Below are 21,021 nucleotides of genomic sequence, written 5' to 3' on the forward strand. Positions count from 1 at the left end.
CCAAAGGAAAGAGAGGGTCCGATGTCCATTCCCCAGCAGGGCGGCGGCCCGATCGAAGATTTTGCCCAGCTTGCCGAATACCTGGCCTCGGGCGAGAAGCCGAAAAGCGACTGGCGCATCGGCACCGAGCACGAGAAATTCGGCTATTGCAAGGATGTGCTCAAGCCCCTGCCCTATGACGGGCCGCGTTCGATCCGGGCGATGCTGGAGGGGCTGCAACAGGTCTTCGGCTGGGAGCCGGTGCTGGAGGGCGGCAACATCATCGGGCTGACCCGCAATGGCGCCAATGTCAGCCTGGAACCCGGCGGGCAGCTGGAACTGTCGGGCGCGCCCCTGGAAACCCTGCACCAGACCTGCGAAGAGGTGAACGAACACCTGACCGAGGTGCACCGGATCGCCGACCGGATCGGGGCGAAGTTCATCGGCCTTGGCGCGGCGCCGGAATGGACCGCCGAGGAAATGCCGATGATGCCGAAGGGGCGCTATCGGCTGATGAACAGCTACATGGACCAGGTCGGCACCATGGGGAAAACCATGATGTATCGGACCTGCACCGTGCAGGTGAACCTCGACTTTTCCTCCGAGGCCGACATGGTGAAGAAGATGCGCGTGGCGCTGGCGCTGCAGCCGGTGGCAACCGCGCTTTTCGCCAATTCGCCCTTCCTTGACGGCAAGCCGAACGAGATGAAATCCTGGCGGGCGAATATCTGGCAAAACCTCGATCCGGCGCGGACCGGCATGCTGCCCTTCTTCTTCGAAGACGGCATGGGCTATGAACGTTACGTCGATTACGTCCTCGATGTGCCGATGTATTTCGTCTACCGCGACGGGCAGTATATCAATGCTTTGGGGCAGAGCTTCCGCGATTTCCTGAAGGGCGAATTGCCCGCCCTGCCCGGCGAGAAACCGACGCTGTCGGACTGGGCCGACCATCTGACCACCGTCTTCCCCGAGGCGCGGGTGAAGAAATACATCGAGATGCGCGGCGCCGATGGTGGCCCGTGGCGGCGTCTTTGCGCCCTGCCCGCGCTCTGGGTCGGGCTGATGTATGATCAGGGCGCGCTTGATGCCGCCTGGGATCTGGTCAAGGACTGGGACGCCGAGACCCGCGACGGGCTGCGCATCGCATCGGCGAAACACGCCCTGCAAGCGGACTGCAATGGCGTGAAGATGCACGATCTGGCGCGCGAAGTGGTGGCGATCTCGAAGGCCGGTCTTGCGGCGCGCAAGATCCCCGGTGCGGGCGGGCTGATCCCGGACGAGACCTATTTCCTCAACGCGCTCGAAGAAAGCATCGACACCGGCCGCGTTCCGGCCGATGAACTGCTCGAGAAATACCACGGCGCCTGGAAGGGCGATCTGAGCCGCATCTACGGCGAATACAGCTACTGAGACAGGCGCTTCAGGGCCTTCTTTTCACCTTGGCTCAAATATCCTGCGGGGTGAGACAGGATCGAAAAGCCTTCCAGTGGAAGGCTTTCCTGTCGAACGGGCCGCCAGTGGCGGCCCTTGGGGGGTGCAAACCCCCCGCTTCCTTCCGCGGTTCGAAGCGCCTCAGAGGTTGTCCTCGACCCGGAACCCCGCCGGGATCGCATCGACACCGTCGAGCACCAGATCGGCCATCACCTGCGCCACCTTGGGCGCCATGCCGAAGCCGATCTTGAAGCCGCCATTGACGATGAAATGCCCCTCGCGCCCCGGCCAGGCGCCGAGCATCGGCGAGCGCGAGACCGAGCGCGGCCGCACATTCGCCCAGCGCTCGATCACCTCGGCCCCCGCCAGCGCGGGCACCAGCGCGCGGGCCCGCTCCAGCACCGCCTCCAGCTGGTCATCGGTCGACGTCGGGTCGGTATAGCTGCGCTCGGCGGTCGAGCCGACGCCGACGGTGCCATTCGCATGCGGCACCACCAGCACGCCATCGGCAAAGATCTGCGGCACCGGGCCGGGATCGAGCTTCAGGATCGCCGACTGCCCCTTGACGCCATTGCCGACTTCCTTGCCGAAAGCCGCCGACAGCTCGACCAGCCCCGCAAGCCCGGTCGCATGCAGCACGATGCCCTCATCGGCCGCGTCGCCAAAGACGATCTCTCCGCCCAAAGCCTCGATCGCCGCGGCCAAAGCCGCCGCCGCGCCGCGCGGCGAGGCCCGGCCCGAGAGCGTGTCGTGAATGACAAGCCCCGTCGGCGTCACCGGCGCGAAGGCGCCAAATTCATTCACCGGGGCGATGCGCCAAAGATAATCCGCCCCCCAATTCGCCGCCGCATCCTTGGCCCGCAGCTCGGCCAGCGTCACCGCCGCCGGATCGGCGAGCGGCTGCAACCGCCCGATCCGCGCAAAGCCCGGATCCTTGCCGCCGACCTCTTTCACCCCCGCCCAGAAGGCCTCGGACATCACCAGACTGTCGAACTGGAACTGCTTCTTTGGGTTCCACTGATCGGGCACATGCGGCGAAAGCATGCCCACCGTGCCGCCCGACGAGCCCGCGCCGATCCGATCCCGCTCGATCAGCCGCACCTTTGCCCCGCGCCGCGCCAGCTCATAGGCGCAGGCCAGACCGAAAACCCCGCCACCGCGCACCGTCACCCGATCTGCTCTTGCCATCGCTTGCCCCTTTCGCCACTCTCGCGTCACATCCCCACAGGCACTATCCCCGATGACCTCCCCAGACCAGAGCCCGGCCGCGCTTGCGTGGCGCGACGGATCGACGCCCGTTTCGACCCGTTTCGACGACCCCTATTTCAGCCTGACCGGAGGGCTGGCCGAAACCCGGCATGTGTTTCTGGCGGGCAACGACCTGCCCGCGCGCGCGCGCCCCGGCTTTCACGTCGCCGAACTGGGCTTCGGCACCGGGCTGAACCTTCTGGCGCTGGCGCTTGCCACCGACCAGCCGATCCGCTTCACCAGCTTCGAGGCCTTCCCGATGTCGGCCTCGGAAATGGCCCGCGCCCATACCGCCTTTCCCGACATCGAACCCGTTGCCGAACCGCTGATTGCTGCAATGCAGCATGGGCGGACGCAGTTTTCGCTGCGCAGCATTTCCGTCACGCTGATCCTGGGCGATGTCCGGCAAACCCTGCCGAACTGGACGGAACAGGCCGACGCCTGGTTCCTTGACGGCTTTTCGCCCGCGAAAAACCCCGAAATGTGGGGCGAAGATCTGATGGCCGAGGTCGGGCGACACACCGCGCCCGGCGGCACCTTCGCCACCTACACCGCCGCGGGCTTCGTGCGCCGAGGTCTTGCGGCGGCGGGCTTCACCGTCACCCGCGCCCCGGGCCATGCCGGCAAACGCCACATGAGCCGCGGCGTAAAAGCATGAGAGCCGCGCAGAACATCGGCCGCGGCATCTGGCTGATGGTGGCGGTCACGCTCATCTTCGCCATTCAGGACGGGATCTCGCGCCATCTCTCGGGCGCCTACAACGTCTATATGGTGGTGACGATCCGCTACTGGTTCTTCGCGCTCTTCACCCTGACCCTCGCCGCGCGCTCCCCGGGCGGGCTGCTTGCGGCGCTCGCGACGCAACAGCCGCTCGTGCAGACGATCCGCGCGCTGCTTCTGGTGCTTGAGATCGTGATCGTCATTCAGGCCTTCGTCCACCTCGGCCTGATCGAGACCCATGCGGTCTTTGCCGCCTATCCGCTTCTGGTCGCGGCCCTGTCGGGTCCGGTGCTGGGCGAGACCGTCGGCTGGCGGCGCTGGACGGCGATCGGCATCGGCTTTGCGGGCATCCTGATCATCCTGCAACCCGGCTACGGCGTCTTCCGCCCCGAGGCGATGATCCCGCTGTTCGGCGCCCTGCTGTTCGCGCTTTATTCGCTGCTGACCCGCTTCGCGGCGAAAAAAGACCCGGCCTCGGTGTCGTTCTACTGGACGGGGCTGATCGGCGCGCTGGTGATGACGCCCTTGGGCCTGATCTTCTGGCAACCGATGATCGCCAGTGACTGGCTCTGGATGGGGGCGCTCTGCCTCACCGCCGTCACCGCGCATTTCCTGCTCATTCAGGCCTATGAAATCGCCGAGGCCTCGGCGATCCAGCCCTTCGCCTATCTGCAGCTGGTCTGGGTTTCGGGGATCGGCATCTGGGCCTTTGGCGACATTCTGCGCCCCAATGTCGCCCTTGGCGCCGCCGTGGTGGTCTGCGCGGGGCTCTTCACGCTCTGGCGCGCGCGGGCCAAGGCGGAAACCCCCTGATCTTTTTCTTGGCGCAAATACGCCACGGGGGTGCGGGGGTGTGAAACCCCCGCCCTGTCTCACCAGGCCCCGCGCAATTCGTCGGTGAACCGCACCGCCCCCGCATCCGGCCGCCCCAGTCGCGCGCGATAGACAGGCAGGCTTTCCGCCACCCGCATCACATAGGTCCGCGTCTCGGCAAAGGGGATCATCTCCACCCAGTCGACGACATCGACCGAAGGCGCGCGCGGATCGCCGCGCTCGGTGATCCAGCGCCGCGGTCGCCCCGGACCGGCGTTGTAGCCCGCCGCCACCAGCACCGGCGAGGTGCCGAATTCCTCCTGCAGCTTCGCCAGATATTCCGACCCCAGCCGCACGTTGTAAGACGGATCCGAGGTCAGCCGCCGCAATTCGTAAGGCTCGCCCAGCTTCTTCGCCATCATCTTCGCGGTCTCAGGCATCAGCTGCATCATCCCCCGCGCGCCGACCGGGCTGACGACGACGGGATCAAACTCGCTTTCCCGCCGCGCGATCGACAGTGCCAGCTCCTCGGGCACGACCAGCCCCGCGGGGTTCAGATCGGGCAGCGGATAATAGGCCCGCGTCAACACTACCCCCTCGTTCGCAGCCCGCTTGGCCAGAAGCAGCATCAGATGCGCGTCGTGCCATTCCTCGGCCAACCGCGCGAGGGGGGCGATCTGCTCGGGCGGCAGGCTTTCTTCCAGATGCAACAGGAAGCGTTCCGCCAGATCCCGCGCGCCTGCCGCCTGCAACAGCTGCGCCGCCTGAAACACCGGATCCTGCACGAAGGGCGCCGCCCGCCAGTCGGGCAGCGCGGGCGGGGCGGCAAAGGCGGGGTCCAGCGGCGCGCCGATCCGTTCGGCGCAGAGCAGCCCGTAATAGGCGGTCTGCCACTGCGCGCCCTCGACCCAGGCCTGATCGGCCTCGGCGACCCGGCCGATCGCCTCCAGCGCCCGGCCGCGCCAATAGGCGGCGCGGGATTTCGAAATCGGCGTGCTGACCGCGGCCTCCAGCGCCTCGAAATGTTCAAGCGCCGTGGGCGCATCGCCCAGCTTCAACGCCGCGAACCCGGCCAGCCATTCCAGATCGCCCCAATCGGCATCGTTCGAAGGCAACCGATGCCGCGCCGCGATCTTGTAGGCAAGCCGGGCATCGCCTTGCCGCAGGAAGAACCGCGCCAGCTGGCCGCGGACCTCGGACCAAAGCTTCGGATCGCCGAGGCCCTCCGGGCTTTTCGAAAACTGGAGCACGATCTCGGCCGCGCCCACTTCCAGATCGTTGCGCCAACGCCAGACCGCCCGGTCACGCGCCAGCCCGGCCGATCCCGCCATCCGCTCCGGCACCGCCTGCAAAAGCTTGTCCACCCCCTCGGCCCGCGCCTGCAGCGCGATCCGCGCCTCGGCCACCGCCTTCGTGCCCGGGGTGACCAGCGGCAGCATCGCCCGCGCCCGCGCCAGACGGCCCTGATCCAGCGCCGCCTGCATCCGCCCGCCGTGGAAGGGGGCGACCAGATCGGCGTGACGGGCCAGAAACGCCGCCTGTTCCTCGGGCGTCAGGTCCAGGCTGCGCCAGGCCGCCTCGGCCACGGCGGCGGCCTTGTCGGGCTGGCCCATCGCCTGGCGCGCCGCGATCAGCGCCAGCGCGCCGGTGCCGGTCTGCGGCGCGCCATCGCCGAAATAGGCCACGGTCTCGACCGGATTGGCGCGGGCCAGCTGCGCCTCGCCCTGCTTGCGCAACAGCTCCATCCCCGGCCAATCGGCCCGCCGGGCGGCGAAATCGGCGTAATCGGCGAAACTGCCCTCGCCCGCGCGCAGCCGTTGCCATTCGATCAGATCGAAGGCCAGCGGACCGGCCAGCCGGGCCTCGGCCGCGGCTTGATCCCAGTCGGTTTTCGCCGCCGCCGCCAGCGCGCGCGTCAGGGAAACGGGGTCGTCGGCCCGCCCGGCAGGGGGCAGAAACACCACGGAAACCGCCAGCAAAGCGGCAAGGGAAAGAGGTTTGATCATGGGCCTGTGCATGCGTTTTCAACAGGCTGCGCGCAAGCCGTGATCGTTGCAATTCACAAGTTGGCAAGACCGAAAGCCTCGCCTATGGTCCGCGCGACTTTCACCCAGGCGAATCCGCCTCAAGCTCAGGAGCGTGTCATGTTCAAAGGGTCCTTCCCCGCACTCGTCACGCCGTTTTCAAACGGCGCCGTCGATTGGGACACGCTCAAGAAGCTTGTGAACTGGCACATCGACCAGGGCAGCCACGGCCTTGTGCCGGTCGGCACCACCGGCGAAAGCCCGACGCTGAGCCACGAAGAACATAACGAAGTCGTGCGCGTCGTGGTGGAAACCGCAGCGAAACGCGTGCCGGTGATCGCGGGGGCGGGCTCGAACGCCACCGCCGAGGGGATCGAGCTGATCCGCCATGCCGAGGCGAACGGCGCCGATGCGGCGCTGGTCGTGACGCCCTATTACAACAAGCCGACGCAGCGGGGCATGGTGGCGCATTTCACCGCGATGCATGACGCCTGCGCCCTGCCGATCATCATCTACAACATTCCCGGCCGTTCGGTCGTGGACATGATGCCCGAGACGATGGGGCAACTGGCGCAGCTGCCGCGGATCGTCGGCGTCAAGGATGCGACCGGCGATCTGAGCCGCGTCGCGAAGCAGCGCATGACCTGCGGCGCCGATTTCCTGCAGCTTTCGGGCGAGGATGCGACGGCGGTGGGTTTCAACGCCATGGGCGGCGTCGGCTGCATTTCGGTCACGGCGAACGTGGCGCCGAAGCTTTGCGCCGAGATGCAGGAAGCGACGCTGCGCGGCGATTACGCGAAGGCGCTCGACTATCAGGATCTGCTGCTGCCGCTGCATATCGCGATCTTCCTCGAACCGGGCGTGGCCGGGGCGAAATATGCGATGTCGAAACTGGGGCTTTGCAGCCCCGAGGTGCGGCTGCCGCTGACCGAACTGACCGACACCACCAAGGCGGCGCTTGACGCGGCGATGAAACACGCCGGGCTGATCTGAGGTCGTCCTTGATAGCGACGGAAGCGGGGGGCGCTGCCCCCCGTCTTGCTTTCAGCAAGCCTCCCCCCGGGATATTTCCGCCAAGGTGAAAGCAGCCCCGGTGCCCTTTTCACCTTGGTGCAAATATCCCGGGGGTCTGGGGGCAGCGCCCCCAGCCTGTCAGACCCAGCCTGTCAGACGTTGTGCAGATAAAGCGCGTAATCCACATCCGCGATCCAGCGGGCGACGCGGCCGTGTTCCGCCGCCTTGATCGCGGTGAAGGTGCGGTGCATGTCTTCGCCCAGCGCCTCTTTCAGGAACTCCGACGCGGTGGCCGCCTCGATCGCCTCGCGCCAGTCGCGCGGGATTTGCAGCGCGTCATCGCCCGCATAGCCGTTGCCGGTCGTTTCCGGGCCGGGGTCGATGCGATGCTTCAGCCCGTGGCGGATCCCCGCCAGAATCGTCGCCGCGACCAGATAGGGGTTGGCATCGACGCCCGAGGGCCGATGCTCGATTCGCCGCGCCTTGATGTCGCCCGCCGGGATCCGCAGCGCCACCGAGCGGTTGTTCACCCCCCAGCTGGGCGAGACCGGCGCATAGCTTTGGCCGACGAAGCGGCGCCAGGAATTGCCGTGCGGGGCAAAGACCAGCATCGATTCGCCCATCGTTTGCCGCAACCCGCCGATGGCGTGGCGGATGGTGTCGGTCCATTGGCCCTCCACCTCCTCGGCGAAGATGTTCCGGCCGGTTTCGTCACAGAGGCTGACGTGGAAATGCATCCCCGAGCCCGCGTATTTCTCGATCGGTTTCGCCATGAAACAGGCCACGACACCATGTCGGCGCGCCTGCAGCCGGACGATGCGTTTGAGCCGCACCAGATCATCGGCGGCCTGCATGACGTCGGTGCGATAATGCAGCGTGAGTTCATATTGCCCCGGCGCATATTCGGAAATCACCGTCTCGGCCTTGATCCCCATCGCCTCGGCGGCGCGGTAGATGTCACTGAACAGGGGCTCCATCCCGTGCAGGTGATCGACCGAATAGACCTCGGTCCAGTCACTGCGCCGCCCGTCCAGAACCGCCGCCGCGGGGCGCACGCCCTGCGCGGTGTCGGGATCGAGCAGGAAGAATTCCAACTCGAACGCGCCCGCCGGATGAAGCCCCTCGTCGGCCATCGCCTGCACCTGGCGGGCCAGCGCATGGCGCGGGTCCGAGGTCATTTCAGCGCCATCGAGATGATACATGCTCATCAGCACCTCGCCGCGCGGCGGGTTGGTGCCGTGCAGCGCCTTCAGCGTGCCGGGAATGGGCCAGGCGCGCAGATCGCCATCGCCCTGATCCCAGATCAGGCCGGTTTCGTGCACGTCTTCGCCCACGATATCAAGGCCAAGGATGGAAATCGGCAGGTGCCGCCCGCCCTTGTAAAGCCCGATCAGCTCGTGGCGGCGGATGATCTTGCCGCGGCCGATGCCGTTCGCATCGTGCAGCACGATATCAAAGGCCTCGATCTCGGGATGGGCGGCAAGGAAGTCTTCGGCTTCGTGCAGGGTGGAGCCGGTGGGCGAATGGGTCATGTCAGGTCTCGAGCAATTGGGCCGTCACGGCGTCAAAGGCGGCGATCAGGCGGTCGATCTGCACGCGCGTCGTGGCGGGCGAGATCAGCATCATGTTGTGGAACGGCGCGATCAGGCAGCCGCGGTTCAGAAGGCCGATGTGCAGCGCGGCTTCCAGCGCGGGGGCATGGGCCCGGGCGGCGTCAAAGCCATTGCGCAGGGGCCCGGGGGCGCAGATGAACTCGACCCGGGCGCCGACGCGGACGACATGCCACGGCAGCTTGCGGCGCTTCACCGCCTTCGACAGGCCAACGCATAGACGCGCTGCGCCCGCCTCCATCCGGGCGTAATTTGCGGGCGTCATCACCTGCGAGAGCGTGGCGACAAGGGCCGCGAATTGCAGCGGGTTGGCCGACAGCGTCGTACCCATGCCGCTGTGCCCCGCAGGGCGGGTGGCGTCATAGGCGGCGAAACGATCCGCCAGCTCGGGGGTCAGGCCCCAGACCGCGGTGGGCACGCCGCCCGCGACGCATTTGCCGACCACGAAGATATCCGGGCGCAGGCCATGCACACGGGTATAGCCGCCCAGGCCCGAGGAAATCGTGTGGGTTTCATCGAGGATCAGCACCGCGCCGTAGCGGCTGGCCAGATCGCGCAGCCCGTCGTGAAAGCCCGGTGCGGGCAGGACCATGCAGGAATTGGTCATCACCGGCTCGGTCAGGATCGCGGCGACATCACCCGCCGCCAGCGCCTGTTCCACCGCGGCCAGATCGTTGAAGGGCACGGCGACGGCGACGAGCGACAGATCCTCGACCTGGCCCACAAGCCCCGGGCGGGCCACGGTTTTTTCGCCCTCAAGGCAGACCATCGCATCATCCACCGTGCCGTGATAGCAGCCGTCGAAGACCAGCACCTTCGGCCGTCCGGTCACCGCCCGGGCGACGCGCAGGGCAAAGCGGTTGGCATCGGTCGCGGTCGTCGCCACCTGCCAGCGCATCGACCCGAAAACCTCGGACAGCAGCTGACCGGCCTGCAACGCCGCCGTCGTGGGCAGCATGTAAGTGAGCCCCGCGCCGGCCTGCGCGCGGATGGCGCGCGCGACGGGCGCAGGCGAATGGCCGAACATGGACCCCGTGTCGCCCAGACAGAAATCGTCGATCCGGTGACCGTCCAGATCCTCGATCAGCGCGCCTTTCGCCGCCGCCACCAGCATCGGAAAGGGCTGCGGCCAGTCGCGCATCCAGTGCATCGGCACGCCCGCGAGCCAGGGCTCCGCCCCCGCCTGAAGCGCCGCGCGCGTGCGCGGACGGGCCGCGGCATAGGCCTCGGCTTCGCGTGCCGCAAAGGCGGCGATACGGGCTGCGGCAATGCCGCCGATACGGGTTTCGGACATGACTCCCTCCGGGCGCACCTGACCATGCCCGAAGCGCCAAGGCAACGCCCGGGCTGCAGCCATTTCGACGCGCGTCCATGCATGGAACACATATGTTGCCACCGCTGCGCGCAAAGCAAAAGGCCCGGGACGCGCGTCCCGGGCCTTGTTTTGCCGCAGGGGCGATCAGTGCGGCCGGACCGCCACTTCGAAGAGATGCGCGTTCAGCAGCAGATGCACGCCGATCGCGGCGAAATAGCCCAGCGCGATCGCCCAGGTCCATTTCAGATGCCCCGAGAACGAATAATGCCCCCGCGCCTGCCCCATCAGCGCCACCCCGGCCGCCGAGCCGATCGACAGAAGCGAGCCGCCGACGCCGCAGGTGAGCGTGATCAGAAGCCATTGCCCGTGGCTCATGTCGGGCTCCATCGTCAGCACCGCAAACATCAGCGGGATGTTGTCGACCACCGCCGACATCATGCCAAGGATGGTGTTGGCCGCGGTCGCGCCAAGCCCGTCGTAAAGCGCCACCGACAGCATGTCGAGATAGCCCAGAACCCCCAGCCCGCCGACGGCAAAGATGATCCCGAAGAAGAACAGCAGCGTGTCCCATTCCACCCGCTCGAACTGCTTGAAACTGTCCAGAACCAGCTCGGTGTTGTGCTGGCGCCGGCCGTTGCGGGTCAGGAAATAGGAATAGATCTGCAGATAGCCCAGCCCCAGCATCATCCCCATCGCCGGGGGCAGATGCAGGAAGTTCTTGAAGCTGATCGCAGAGCCGATGGTCAGCCCGAACAGCACGATCACCATCGCCCCGCCGGGTTTCATCCTTGCGTTGTCCGCGGTCCGGGGGGGGATCTCGTTCGGGATCGCAAGGGACATGATCGCCGCGGGCACCAGCCAGTTCACCAGCGAAGGCAGGAACAGCACGAAGAATTCGAAGAACTCGATCACGCCCTTTTGCCAGACCATCAGCGTGGTGATGTCGCCAAAGGGGGTGAAGGCGCCCCCGGCATTGGCCGCAACCACGATCGAGATGCAGCCGATCATCACGAATTTCGGCGCCGCACGCCCGACCGCGACCACCACCGTTCCCATCACCAGCGCCGTCGTCAGGTTGTCAAGAATGCCCGAGAGGAAGAAGGCGATGATCCCGGTCAGCCAGAACAGCTTGCGATAGCTCAGCCCCATGCCCACCAGTTTCGCCCGCAGCGCGTCGAAGACCCGGCGCTCCTCGAGCGTGTTGACATAGGTGATCGCGACCAGCAGGAACAGGAACAGCTCGCCATATTCCTCGACGATATGGGTGGCCTTTTCATGCGCCAGATCGGAAAGACCGGCGCGGGCATAGGCGATACCGATCAGCATCCAGATCAGCCCGGCCGCCAGCATCACCGGCTTCGACTTGCGCATGTGGGTGGTCTCTTCCATCACCACAAGCGCATAGGCGCCAAGGAAGATCATCACCGACAGAATGCCGAAGATGCTTCCGGTCAGATCGAGTTGTTCCATGGTTCCTCCGGCTGTTTGCACCGGTTTATCCAGCCTGCCCCGGTGTCACAAGAGCGCCGTCGCCGTCGGTCGCAGGCTGGCACGCAGGCTGGCACGCAGACTGCGGCCCAAGGCGCAAGAGCCGGGCCGAGCGGCCGCGACTCACCCCCCGCCCGGGGCGGGACTGCCGCTCTTTGCAGCTGCGGAAAAACCGGCCGAAAGCCGCTAAAACATGTATCGAAATCGGGAAAATCCGCTTGGCCCGCGCAGAATGCGCAACTTCGTGACGGATGCGCGGAAACTTGCGCAACTTTGCGCCAAAACCGGCGGGACAGCGCCCATTTGACACATCTGTTACGCAAACTCTCTTGCCAGTTTTTAAGCACTGTGGCTATAGAAACGGCAAACGGGGGCGCCCCTGAGCGGCCTCTGGAACTATCTGACTTTGCATAGAAAACAGATGCCCTCCAGCCGGAACAAAGCCTCCATGATGATGACCCGCCGCCACCTTCTGGTGACGCTCTCCTCGGCTGCGATCCTTGCCGGGACGGGGGCCGTGCCGCGCAGTGCCCATGCGCAGGAAACCACCCCGCCCGCGCCGATCGACGTGCCCGCTGCGCCGCCGCAAAAACCTTTTAGCTTCGACACGCTCGCCGAAGAGATGCGCGCGCGGGCCGGTGCCGGTCCCGATGCGCCGATGGTGCTGCCCGACAGCTTCCTCAACCAGCTCACCTATGATCTGTACCGGCTGATCCGCTTCGATCCGGCCAAGGCGCGGTTTGCCGATGTCGAACGGACGCATTTCCAGCTGCATGCCTTCCACATGGGCTGGCTGTTCAAGGAACCGGTGCTGCTGAACGAGGTGATCGGCGGGCAGACCCTGCCGATGGGCTTCGACACTGACGATTTCATCTATGAGCGCGAAAGCCGCGACAAGGTTCCGCTGCATGTGGCGCTGCCGGGCGTTGCGGGCTTCCGCCTGCACACGCCGCTCAACCGCCCCGATGTCTTCGACGAGCTGGTGGCGTTTCAGGGCGCGTCGTATTTCCGCGCCCTTGGCCGCAACTCGGCCTATGGCCTCTCGGCGCGCGGCCTTGCGGTGAACACCGGCCTGTCAGTGGCCGAGGAATTCCCGCGCTTCACCCGCTTCTGGATTCAGCGCCCCGAGCCGGGCGGCGAGACGATCACGATCTGGGCGGCGCTGGAAAGCGCCTCGCTGACCGGCGCCTATCAGTTCGTCATCCGCCCCGGCTTCGAGACGGTGATGGATGTGACGGCGCGGCTCTTCTTCCGCGCCGACGTGCAGCAGCTGGGCATCGCGCCGCTCACCTCGATGTTCCTGTTCTCGGAACGCAACCGCAAGGATTTCGACGATTACCGGCCCAAGGTGCATGACAGCGACGGGCTGGGCATCGTGCGCGCCGATGGCGACATCCTGTGGCGGCCGCTGGCGAACCCGTCGCGGCTGGCCTCGTCCTATTTCTCGGAAACCGCGCCGAAGTCCTTTGGACTTTACCAGCGCGACCGCGAATTCGACCATTATCAGGACGATGCCGCGCATTACGAAAAGCGCCCCTCCTGCGTGGTCGAGCCGATCGGCGACTGGGGCAAGGGCGTGATCCGTCTGGTCGAGATCCCGTCGGATCTGGAAGTGAACGACAACATCGTCGCTTTCTGGATTCCCGACGCGCCGGCGAAAGCGGGCGAAAGCCGCGAATTCAGCTACCGGCTGCGCTGGGGCGATCTGGAATTCGAGGATTTCGACGACCGCGCCCATGTCAAGGAAACCCGCACCGGCGAGGGTGGGGTTTCGGGCGTGCAGAATACCGATGGCACGCGCAAATTCGTCATCGACTTCGTCGGCGGGCTGATGGACAGCCTTGGCCATGACGAGGCCGAGAACCTGAGCATCGTCGCCAATGCCTGGAACGGCGAGATCGTGACGAAAGTGCTGTCCCGCAACACCACCGACGGAATCTGGCGTCTTGTCATGGATGTGAAGCCGACCGGGGGTGACACTGTCGAACTGGCTGCCCATATCGCTGGATATGGTCGCAAGCTGACCGAAACCTGGCTCTATCAATGGATCCACGCATGACCGCGCATACCTCCTCTCTCACTGCGCTCGCGTCCGAAGCCGTCCTCACGCCCGATGCGCTGATTGCCGGGCCCTGTGCCCTGCCGGTGGCGCCGATGGCGATGCCGCATCAGGTGATCGAACCGCAAAGCGGGCTGATCCGACGTCTGCTGACCGGTCTGCACCTGCAGGCCGCGCATGTCGGCACCGGCCACTGAGATCATGGCGCGCTCGCTCGCATCGCTCGCAGGGCTTTACGCCCTGCGTTTTCTTGCCATCGCCTTCAGCCTGATCGCGGGGATTGGCGCCTTCATCCTGTTCCTGCAGTTCGGCTCGGTCGACGGGATCGACGCGCTCGATGTGACGCGGGCAGTCTTGATCCTGATCTCGACGCAATGGCTGGCGCTTGGCGCCACCGTCGCGATGATCGGCCTGCCGAGCCGCGCCCGGCCGCCGAAATACGACGCGACCGCGCCGATCAAGGGCAGCACCGTGGTGCTGGTGCCGGTCTATAACGAAGATCCGCTGGTGACATTCGCCCGGATCGCCGCGATGGATGCCTCGCTGGCGGCCACGGGCGATGCGGCTTCGGTGCATTTCGCCGTTCTGTCCGACACCCGCAATGACCTGATCGCCGCGCGCGAGAAGCTGATCTTTGCGCGCCTCGTGGCGGAACGCAACGCGGTCGGCCGCTTCTTCTATCGCCGTCGCGAGCAGAACACCGGCAAGAAAGCGGGCAATATCGAGGATTTCATCACCCGCTCGGGCGGGGCCTATGATTATGCCGTGATCCTTGACGCCGACAGTCTGATGGAAGGCGAGACCATCTTGCAGATGATCCGCCGGATGGAGGCCGAGCCGCGTCTGGGCCTGTTGCAGACCCTGCCCAAGGTGATCCGCGCGCGGTCCCGCTTTGGCCGGGCGATGCAATTCGCCGCCGCCTTCTTCTCGCCCGTCTTCGCCCGGGGTCTGGCCATGGTGCAGGGCGAAACCGGCCCGTTCTGGGGCCATAATGCGATCGTGCGCACCCGCGCCTTTGCCGAAAGCTGCGGCCTGCCCGCGCTGAAGGGCAAGCCGCCCTTTGGCGGCCATGTCATGAGCCATGATTACGTCGAAGCCGCGCTGCTGGCGCGCGCGGGCTGGATCGTGCGGCTCGATGACGATCTGGGCGGCAGCTACGAGGAAGGCCCGGAAAACATCGTCGATCACGCCAAACGCGACCGGCGCTGGTGTCAGGGCAACCTGCAGCACAGCCGGATCATCGGCGCGCCGGGGCTGCGGCTGTGGTCGCGCTTCGTCTTCTCGCAAGGGATCATGGCTTATATCGCGCCCTTGTTCTGGGTCGGCTTCATCCTGGCCTCGATCGCCGCGCCGCTGCTGGCGCCGCCGCCGGATTACTTCCCGACCCCCTACTGGCCGATTCCCTATTTCCCGCCGTCCGAAGCCTCCAAGGCGATCAGCCTTGCCATCGGTATCTTCGGCCTGCTGTTCCTGCCCAAGGTGCTGATCGCCACGCGGATGGCGCTGACGGGTGCGGCAAAAGGTTTCGGGGGGGCGGCGCTCGGCTTTGCCTCGACGCTCTCGGAACTGGCGCTGTCCTCGATCACCGCGCCGGTTCTGCTGATGTATTCGACGCGCTCGGTGCTGCAGGTGGTGATGGGCCGCGATGGTGGCTGGCCCACCAACAACCGCGGCGACGGCACGCTCAGCCTCAAGGACAGCTTCGCCGCCTCGCATTGGATCGTCACCATCGGCCTTGTCGGCCTTATGACGACGTGGTTTTTCGCCCCCGGCCTGCTGCTCTGGCTCTTGCCCGTCGGCCTGCCGATGGTGTTTTCGCCGCTGATCCTGTCCTGGTCTTCGCGGCCCTCGCGGTCGCGACTGATGGGGGTTCCCAGCGAATATGCGAAACCCGCCGTGGTGAAACTTCATGACGAAGTGCTCAATCGCTGGGCACTTGACGCCGAGACCGAACAGGAACAAGACGCGCGACAACCGAAGAAAGAGTTGTCCGCGCATCATGGCTGATCACCCCCACGTGCCGCTTGCAGGCGGCGCCCGCGACCCCCGGCTGGATTTCTTCCGGGGCGTCAGCCTCGTGATGATCTACATGAACCACGTGCCGGGGACGTTCTACGAGAACCTGACCTCGCGCAATTACGGCCTGTCCGACGCGGCCGAGGGCTTCGTCTTCATGTCGGGCTGTGCCGCGGCGCTGGCTTACGGGCCGAAGCTCAAGGACGGGCTGAACTGGCCCAGCATCCGCAAATGCTGGGGCCGGGCTTGGCTGCTCTACTTGGTGCATATCTTCATCTCGGCCTGGGCGATCGCGATTGCCGCCGGGGCGACGCTGTGGTTCGGCGGCGGCGAGATGCTGAAACACAACGCCTTCGGCCCGCTGACCGAGACCCCGCTTGCCTTCCTCGTCGGCATCGCGACGCTGGGGCACCAGCTGGGCTATGTGAACATCCTGCCGATGTATGCGGTGCTGCTGCTCTGGGCGCCGTTCCTGATCCGGTTGGGACAGCGAAAACCGATGGGGCTTTTGGCCTTCACCATCGGGCTTTGGGCACTCGCGGGCTGGTTCGGGCTCGATCTGCCGAATTATCCGTTTGATGGCGGCTGGTTCTTCAACCCGTTCTCGTGGCAGCTCCTGTTTTCGCTGGGCATCCTGACCGGGCTGTTCCTGCGCCGGGGCGAGCGTTTCGTGCCGATCTGGAAGGCGCTGATCGTGCCCGCGGTGATCTGGCTTGTGTTCTGCGCATTCTGGGCGCAATCGCCCGATCTGCAGGCGCAGTTCGGCCATGTGATCTGGACGATCCTGCAATATGACGTGCCCCGCTTCCTCGTCGATTTCGACAAGACCTATGTCTCGGGGCCGCGGCTGACGCATTTCCTGGCGGTGGCTTATATCCTGTCGCTGCCCTGGCTGGTGCCGTCGATCGCCGCCTCGCGGGTGATGAAGCCGATCCGCACCATGGGCAAGCAGGGGCTGCAGGTCTTTGCGCTGGGGACCGTGCTGGCGATCTTTTCTCAGGCGGTGAAGACCTCGCATCCGGGCGGGTTCTGGCAGGATACCGTGCTGATCCTGGGCGGGCTGGGGCTGCAATGGGCCCTTGCCGCCGTGCGCGAACATATCAAGCCGCATCCGACCGCGCCGAAGGCCGCGACCGCCTGAGGCGTCCCCCTGCCATGACCGAGGCCATCGCCGAGGTCACGCGGCACGTCAGCCCCCTGACCGCCGAGGGCCAAAAGGCACTCGGCCAGCGCCCGCCCCGCCCATGGCGGGCGCTTCTCGCCCGCCGGGGCGGGACGCTGGCCTCTCGTGGTGATCGCGACAAGCGGTCTTGTCATTGCGGGGCGCTTGCGGGCGGGGAAAGGCCGTGCCTTTCCTGTTCCGCCCGAGCAAACCGGATCAGACCCCCGGGTCCAGCCGCACGGCGGCCGCGCGCAGGGCCTTGAGCGCCGCCTGCACCTTCGGCGTGCGGTGCAGATCGACATGGGTCACCAGCCAGAACGGGCTGTCCCAGTCCGGCATCGGCGCCACCACCTCGACCAGCCGCGGAATCGCCCGGCCCTGCAGCACCGGCAGGAAGCCAAGACCCAGGCCCGCCTCGATCGCCGCCTGCTGCGAGGCCATCTCGTTCGCCATGAAGACCATCGCCTCGGGCGGCACCTGCCCCGCCAGCCAGCGGAAGAACGGCGCCCGGTTCTCGCGGCTGTCAGGCCCGACGAAGCGATGCCCCGCCAGATCCTGCGCCCCCTTCGGCCGCCCGTGCCGCTCGATATAGTCCGGCGCCGCATAAAGCGCGGTGCGGTTCACGCCAAGCTGGCTGACCACATTGTCGGGCTCGGTCGGCCGGGCCCCGGCGCGGATCGCCACATGCGCCTCGCCATATTCCAGCCGGAAGACCCGCGGATCGGTGATGTAGCGCAGCACCAAGGCCGGATGCGCCCGCATCAGTTCCGCCATCGCGGGCATCACCAGCGCGGCCAAGGCGGGCAGCGAGGTGATGATCAGCTCGCCCCGCATCTCCTCGCCCGCCCCGGCAATCCGCGCGGCCAGCTGCGCAAACTGATCTTCGGTCGCCTGACCGACGGCAAGCAACTGCTGCCCCGCCTCGGTCGGCGTGTATCCCCGCGGATGGCGTTGAAACAGTTTCGTGCCAAGACGCGTTTCAAGCGCATCGACATGGCGGATGACGGTGGCGTGATGCACCCCCAGAACCTCCGCAGCCCCTGACACCGTTCCCATCCGGGCAACCTGATAGGCGGTCCGGATCTCGTCCCAGTTCTCGAAGCGCATTTGTGCACCCATGAACAAATATGCTTGAAGCATGTGTATTTTGTTTGGATATGCAATTACGCACTTCGCCGCGGGCAGGCAAGAGCCGGGTGTTGCCCCGGCTTGCCCGCCGCTTGACGTTGACTCCCCCGGGGTTTTCGCGTAGTGCACCCCAGATTCCCCGGAGGTTCGGTTCCTCCGGTCCTTGCGGGTGCAAGGATCGCCACCAGTCAGCGCGTTGCGCCCACTGGTGCGCTTGTCGTTGATCGGCCGCAATCGCGGCGCAGGAGGGCACGATGTTCGAGTCTCTTTCCGAACGCCTTGGCGGGGTGTTCGAGCGGCTGACGAAACAGGGCGCGCTGACGGCCGAAGACGTCAAGGTGGCGATGCGCGAAGTGCGCACCGCCCTTCTGGAAGCCGATGTCTCGCTGCCCGTGGTCCGCGAATTCGTGAAGAAGGTCGAGGCCAAGGCCACCGGCGCGCAGGTGACGAAATCGATCACGCCGGGTCAGCAGGTCGTCAAGATCGTCCATGACGAGATCGTCGCCATGCTGTCGGGCGAGGATGCGGCGGACGCGCTGAAGATCGACAACCCGCCCGCGCCGATCCTGATGGTCGGTCTGCAGGGCGGCGGCAAGACCACCACCACCGCGAAACTGGCCCGCCGTCTGAAAGAGCGCGAGAAGAAACGCGTCCTGATGGCGTCGCTCGACATCTACCGCCCGGCCGCGATGGAGCAGCTGGCGATTCTCGGCACGCAGATCGGCGTTGACACGCTGCCGATCGTGGCGGGCGAAACCGCTGTGCAGATCGCCAAACGCGCCAAGACCCAGGCCGCGATGGGCGGTTATGACGTTTACCTGCTCGACACCGCGGGTCGTCTGCACATCGACGAAACCCTGATGGGCGAGGTGCAGCAGGTCCGCGACGCGGTCTCGCCGCGCGAGACGCTGCTGGTCGTCGACGGTCTGACCGGTCAGGTCGCGGTCGAGGTGGCGCAGGAATTCGACGACAAGATCGGCATCACCGGCGTCGTGCTGACCCGGATGGACGGCGACGGCCGCGGCGGGGCTGCGCTTTCGATGCGCGCCACCACCGGCAAGCCGATTCGCTTCGTCGGCCTTGGCGAAAAGATGGATGCGCTCGAAACCTTCGAGGCGTCGCGGATCGCGGGCCGCATCCTCGGCATGGGCGACATCGTCTCGCTGGTCGAACGGGCGCAGGAAGTCTTTGAGAAGGAACAGGCCGAGCGCATGATGCGCCGGTTCCAGAAGGGTCTGTTCAACCTCAACGACATGAAATCCCAGCTCGAGCAGATGCAGAAGATGGGCGGCATGCAGGGCGTGATGAGCATGATGCCCGGCATGGGCAAGATGGCGAAACAGGCCGAGGAAGCCGGGTTCGACGATCGCACCATCCGCCGTCAGATCGCGATGATCAATTCGATGACGAAAAAGGAACGCGCCCATCCCGAGCTGTTGCAGGCCAGCCGCAAGCGCCGCATCGCCGCGGGGGCGGGCGTCGATGTCGCCGATCTGAACAAGCTTCTGAAGATGCACCGGCAGATGGCCGACACGATGAAGAAGCTGGGCGGGATGAAGGGCGGCATGCTCAAGCAGGCGATGGCCGCGATGCAGGGCAAGTTCGGCGGCCTGCCCGGCAAGGACGAGATCGACCCGGCGAAGATGGAAGAAGCCGCCAAGGCGATGGCCTCGATGAAGGGTCTGCCGGGGGCGATGCCGGGGCTGGGCGGGCTGAAACTGCCGCCGGGCCTTGCGGGGCTGAACATGGGCAAGAAGAAGTAACATGGTCGCCCTTTCCCCCACGCCGGTGATCGAGACCTCGCGTCTGGTGCTGCGCGCGCCCGGCGGCCGGGATTTCGCTGCCTGGCGGAAGTTCTTCCTGTCCGACCGCAGCCGCTTCATCCGCACCGCCGAGCCCGACGAGGCGCTGGCCTGGCGGGCCTGGTCGGGGGTGATCGGCCATTGGGTGATGCGCGGCTGGGGCAGCTTCGTCGTCACCACCCATGACAGCGATGCGGCCCTTGGCATGACCGGCCCCTGGGCGCCGATCAACTGGCCGGAATATGAGATCGGCTGGACGCTCTGGTCGGAGGACCACGAGGGCAAGGGCCTGATGACCGAGGCGGCGAAAGCCACGCTTGATCACGCCTTTTGCAGGCTGAAATGGTCGACCGCGGTCAGCTATATCGACCCGGATAACGCCCGCTCGATCCGGCTGGCCGAACGTCTGGGCGCCGTGCTTGACCCCGAGGCGCGGCGCGTCGAGGACAAGCCCGTGCTGGTTTACCGCCACCGCAAACCGGAGGATCTGGCATGAGCGATGCCACCGCCCGCGCCGCCGAAGTGCTGCGCGAACACCGCGCCTCGATCGACCGGCTGGATGCGATCATCGTCTACACGCTGGCCGAACGGTTCAAGCGCACCCAGGCGGTGGGCAAGCTCAAGGCCGAACATGACCTGCCGCCCTCTGACCCCGCACGCGAGGCGCAGCAGATCGAGCGCCTGCAACAACTGGCGACCGAGGCCGATCTCGACCCCGAATTCGCCCGCAAATTCCTGTCTTTCGTGATTTCGGAAGTGATCCGGCATCACACGTCGTTCCAGAAATGATGGGTTCGCAAGACCCGCTCACAGCCATCTGAAGGAGAAATAGCATGGCCATGAAAATCCGTCTCGCCCGTGGCGGTTCCAAGAAACGTCCGCATTACGCGATCGTCGCGTCCGATTCGCGCATGCCGCGTGACGGCCGCTTCCTGGAAAAGCTGGGCACCTACAACCCGCTTCTGGCCAAGGACAGCGAAGACCGCGTCAAGATGAACATGGAGCGCGTGCAATACTGGCTGGCGCAAGGCGCGCAGCCGACCGACCGCGTCGCCCGCTTCCTTGAAGCGGCCGGTGCGATGCCGAAAGCCGAGCGCGCCAACATGAAAAAGGCCGAGCCGGGCGCGAAAGCCAAGAAACGCGCCGAGGAAAAAGCCGCCAAGGCCGCCAAGACCGAAGAATAATCTTCGCTCTCCCGATTTCGGGGTT

The 21,021-nt window shown here is 66.0% G+C and carries 18 protein-coding genes; 12 read left to right on the top strand and 6 right to left on the bottom strand.

What is annotated here, in order from left to right; all coding sequences use genetic code 11:
- Nucleotides 1-21 precede the first annotated feature (21 nt).
- Nucleotides 22-1,392: a glutamate--cysteine ligase gene (locus LY44_RS10595; protein WP_055211845.1), complete on the top strand. Its 1,371-nt coding sequence runs from the start codon at nucleotides 22-24 to the stop codon at nucleotides 1,390-1,392.
- A gap of 162 nt (nucleotides 1,393-1,554) precedes the next feature.
- On the opposite strand, the gene LY44_RS10600 is transcribed toward LY44_RS10595, so the two are convergent.
- Nucleotides 1,555-2,601, bottom strand: coding sequence for an NAD(P)/FAD-dependent oxidoreductase (locus LY44_RS10600; protein ID WP_055211847.1), 1,047 nt, complete (start codon nucleotides 2,599-2,601; stop codon nucleotides 1,555-1,557).
- Between the two features lie 52 nt (nucleotides 2,602-2,653).
- Between LY44_RS10600 and mnmD the strand changes: the two genes are divergently transcribed.
- Together mnmD and LY44_RS10610 are read left to right on the top strand one after the other, a co-directional pair.
- The gene (mnmD, locus tag LY44_RS10605) at nucleotides 2,654-3,319 is read left to right on the top strand and encodes a tRNA (5-methylaminomethyl-2-thiouridine)(34)-methyltransferase MnmD (protein ID WP_055211849.1); all 666 of its coding nucleotides are present in this window, start codon (nucleotides 2,654-2,656) and stop codon (nucleotides 3,317-3,319) included.
- Entirely contained in the window at nucleotides 3,316-4,194 is an 879-nt protein-coding gene (locus tag LY44_RS10610; RefSeq protein WP_055211851.1) for a DMT family transporter, read from the top strand. Before mnmD ends, LY44_RS10610 begins: the two co-directional genes overlap by 4 nt.
- A gap of 59 nt (nucleotides 4,195-4,253) precedes the next feature.
- Here the strand turns inward: LY44_RS10610 and LY44_RS10615 are convergent, their stop codons facing one another.
- Nucleotides 4,254-6,200, bottom strand: a complete 1,947-nt coding sequence (locus tag LY44_RS10615) for a lytic transglycosylase domain-containing protein (protein ID WP_223230722.1) — start codon at nucleotides 6,198-6,200, stop codon at nucleotides 4,254-4,256.
- Nucleotides 6,201-6,338: 138 nt separating this feature from the next.
- On the opposite strand from LY44_RS10615, the gene dapA reads away from it, so the two are divergent.
- Nucleotides 6,339-7,211 (top strand): 4-hydroxy-tetrahydrodipicolinate synthase, encoded by an 873-nt coding sequence (dapA, locus tag LY44_RS10620; protein ID WP_055211855.1) that lies wholly within the window; start codon nucleotides 6,339-6,341, stop codon nucleotides 7,209-7,211.
- Nucleotides 7,212-7,384: 173 nt separating this feature from the next.
- Here dapA and LY44_RS10625 read toward each other — a convergent pair whose 3' ends face one another.
- The 3 genes from LY44_RS10625 to nhaD form a co-directional block, all read right to left on the bottom strand.
- Nucleotides 7,385-8,764 (bottom strand): glutamine synthetase family protein, encoded by a 1,380-nt coding sequence (locus tag LY44_RS10625; RefSeq protein WP_055211856.1) that lies wholly within the window; start codon nucleotides 8,762-8,764, stop codon nucleotides 7,385-7,387.
- 1 nt (nucleotide 8,765) lies between these two features.
- The gene (locus tag LY44_RS10630; RefSeq protein WP_055211858.1) at nucleotides 8,766-10,136 is read right to left on the bottom strand and encodes an aspartate aminotransferase family protein; all 1,371 of its coding nucleotides are present in this window, start codon (nucleotides 10,134-10,136) and stop codon (nucleotides 8,766-8,768) included.
- Nucleotides 10,137-10,301: 165 nt separating this feature from the next.
- Nucleotides 10,302-11,627: a sodium:proton antiporter NhaD gene (nhaD, locus tag LY44_RS10635; protein ID WP_055211860.1), complete on the bottom strand. Its 1,326-nt coding sequence runs from the start codon at nucleotides 11,625-11,627 to the stop codon at nucleotides 10,302-10,304.
- A gap of 472 nt (nucleotides 11,628-12,099) precedes the next feature.
- Here nhaD and LY44_RS10640 point away from each other — a divergent pair, with 472 nt between their 5' ends.
- The 4 genes from LY44_RS10640 to LY44_RS10655 are packed head-to-tail and all read left to right on the top strand — an operon-like array spanning nucleotide 12,100 to nucleotide 16,861.
- Complete coding sequence (locus LY44_RS10640) at nucleotides 12,100-13,704, top strand: glucan biosynthesis protein (RefSeq protein ID WP_055212011.1); 1,605 nt, start codon at nucleotides 12,100-12,102, stop codon at nucleotides 13,702-13,704.
- Entirely contained in the window at nucleotides 13,701-13,901 is a 201-nt protein-coding gene (locus LY44_RS10645; protein ID WP_055211862.1) for a hypothetical protein, read from the top strand. Before LY44_RS10640 ends, LY44_RS10645 begins: the two co-directional genes overlap by 4 nt.
- A gap of 4 nt (nucleotides 13,902-13,905) precedes the next feature.
- The gene (gene mdoH / locus LY44_RS10650; RefSeq protein WP_055211864.1) at nucleotides 13,906-15,711 is read left to right on the top strand and encodes a glucans biosynthesis glucosyltransferase MdoH; all 1,806 of its coding nucleotides are present in this window, start codon (nucleotides 13,906-13,908) and stop codon (nucleotides 15,709-15,711) included.
- Nucleotides 15,704-16,861, top strand: coding sequence for an OpgC family protein (locus tag LY44_RS10655; protein WP_065118412.1), 1,158 nt, complete (start codon nucleotides 15,704-15,706; stop codon nucleotides 16,859-16,861). Before mdoH ends, LY44_RS10655 begins: the two co-directional genes overlap by 8 nt.
- Nucleotides 16,862-17,098: 237 nt before the next feature.
- Here LY44_RS10655 and LY44_RS10660 read toward each other — a convergent pair whose 3' ends face one another.
- Nucleotides 17,099-17,989: a LysR family transcriptional regulator gene (locus tag LY44_RS10660; protein ID WP_055211870.1), complete on the bottom strand. Its 891-nt coding sequence runs from the start codon at nucleotides 17,987-17,989 to the stop codon at nucleotides 17,099-17,101.
- 275 nt (nucleotides 17,990-18,264) lie between these two features.
- On the opposite strand from LY44_RS10660, the gene ffh reads away from it, so the two are divergent.
- The 4 genes from ffh to rpsP are packed head-to-tail and all read left to right on the top strand — an operon-like array spanning nucleotide 18,265 to nucleotide 20,996.
- Entirely contained in the window at nucleotides 18,265-19,773 is a 1,509-nt protein-coding gene (gene ffh / locus LY44_RS10665) for a signal recognition particle protein (RefSeq protein ID WP_055211872.1), read from the top strand.
- A 1-nt stretch (nucleotide 19,774) separates the two neighbouring features.
- Entirely contained in the window at nucleotides 19,775-20,308 is a 534-nt protein-coding gene (locus tag LY44_RS10670) for a GNAT family N-acetyltransferase (RefSeq protein WP_055211873.1), read from the top strand.
- Nucleotides 20,305-20,601: a chorismate mutase gene (locus tag LY44_RS10675; protein ID WP_013066113.1), complete on the top strand. Its 297-nt coding sequence runs from the start codon at nucleotides 20,305-20,307 to the stop codon at nucleotides 20,599-20,601. The genes LY44_RS10670 and LY44_RS10675 overlap by 4 nt, the downstream gene beginning before the upstream one ends.
- Before the next feature lie 44 nt (nucleotides 20,602-20,645).
- A complete protein-coding gene (gene rpsP, locus LY44_RS10680; protein WP_055211875.1) occupies nucleotides 20,646-20,996 on the top strand; it encodes a 30S ribosomal protein S16 in 351 nt (116 codons plus the stop codon).
- Nucleotides 20,997-21,021: the final 25 nt, after the last annotated feature.

This window comes from Rhodobacter capsulatus (assembly GCF_003254295.1).
Taxonomy (GTDB): Bacteria; Pseudomonadota; Alphaproteobacteria; order Rhodobacterales; family Rhodobacteraceae; genus Rhodobacter; species Rhodobacter capsulatus.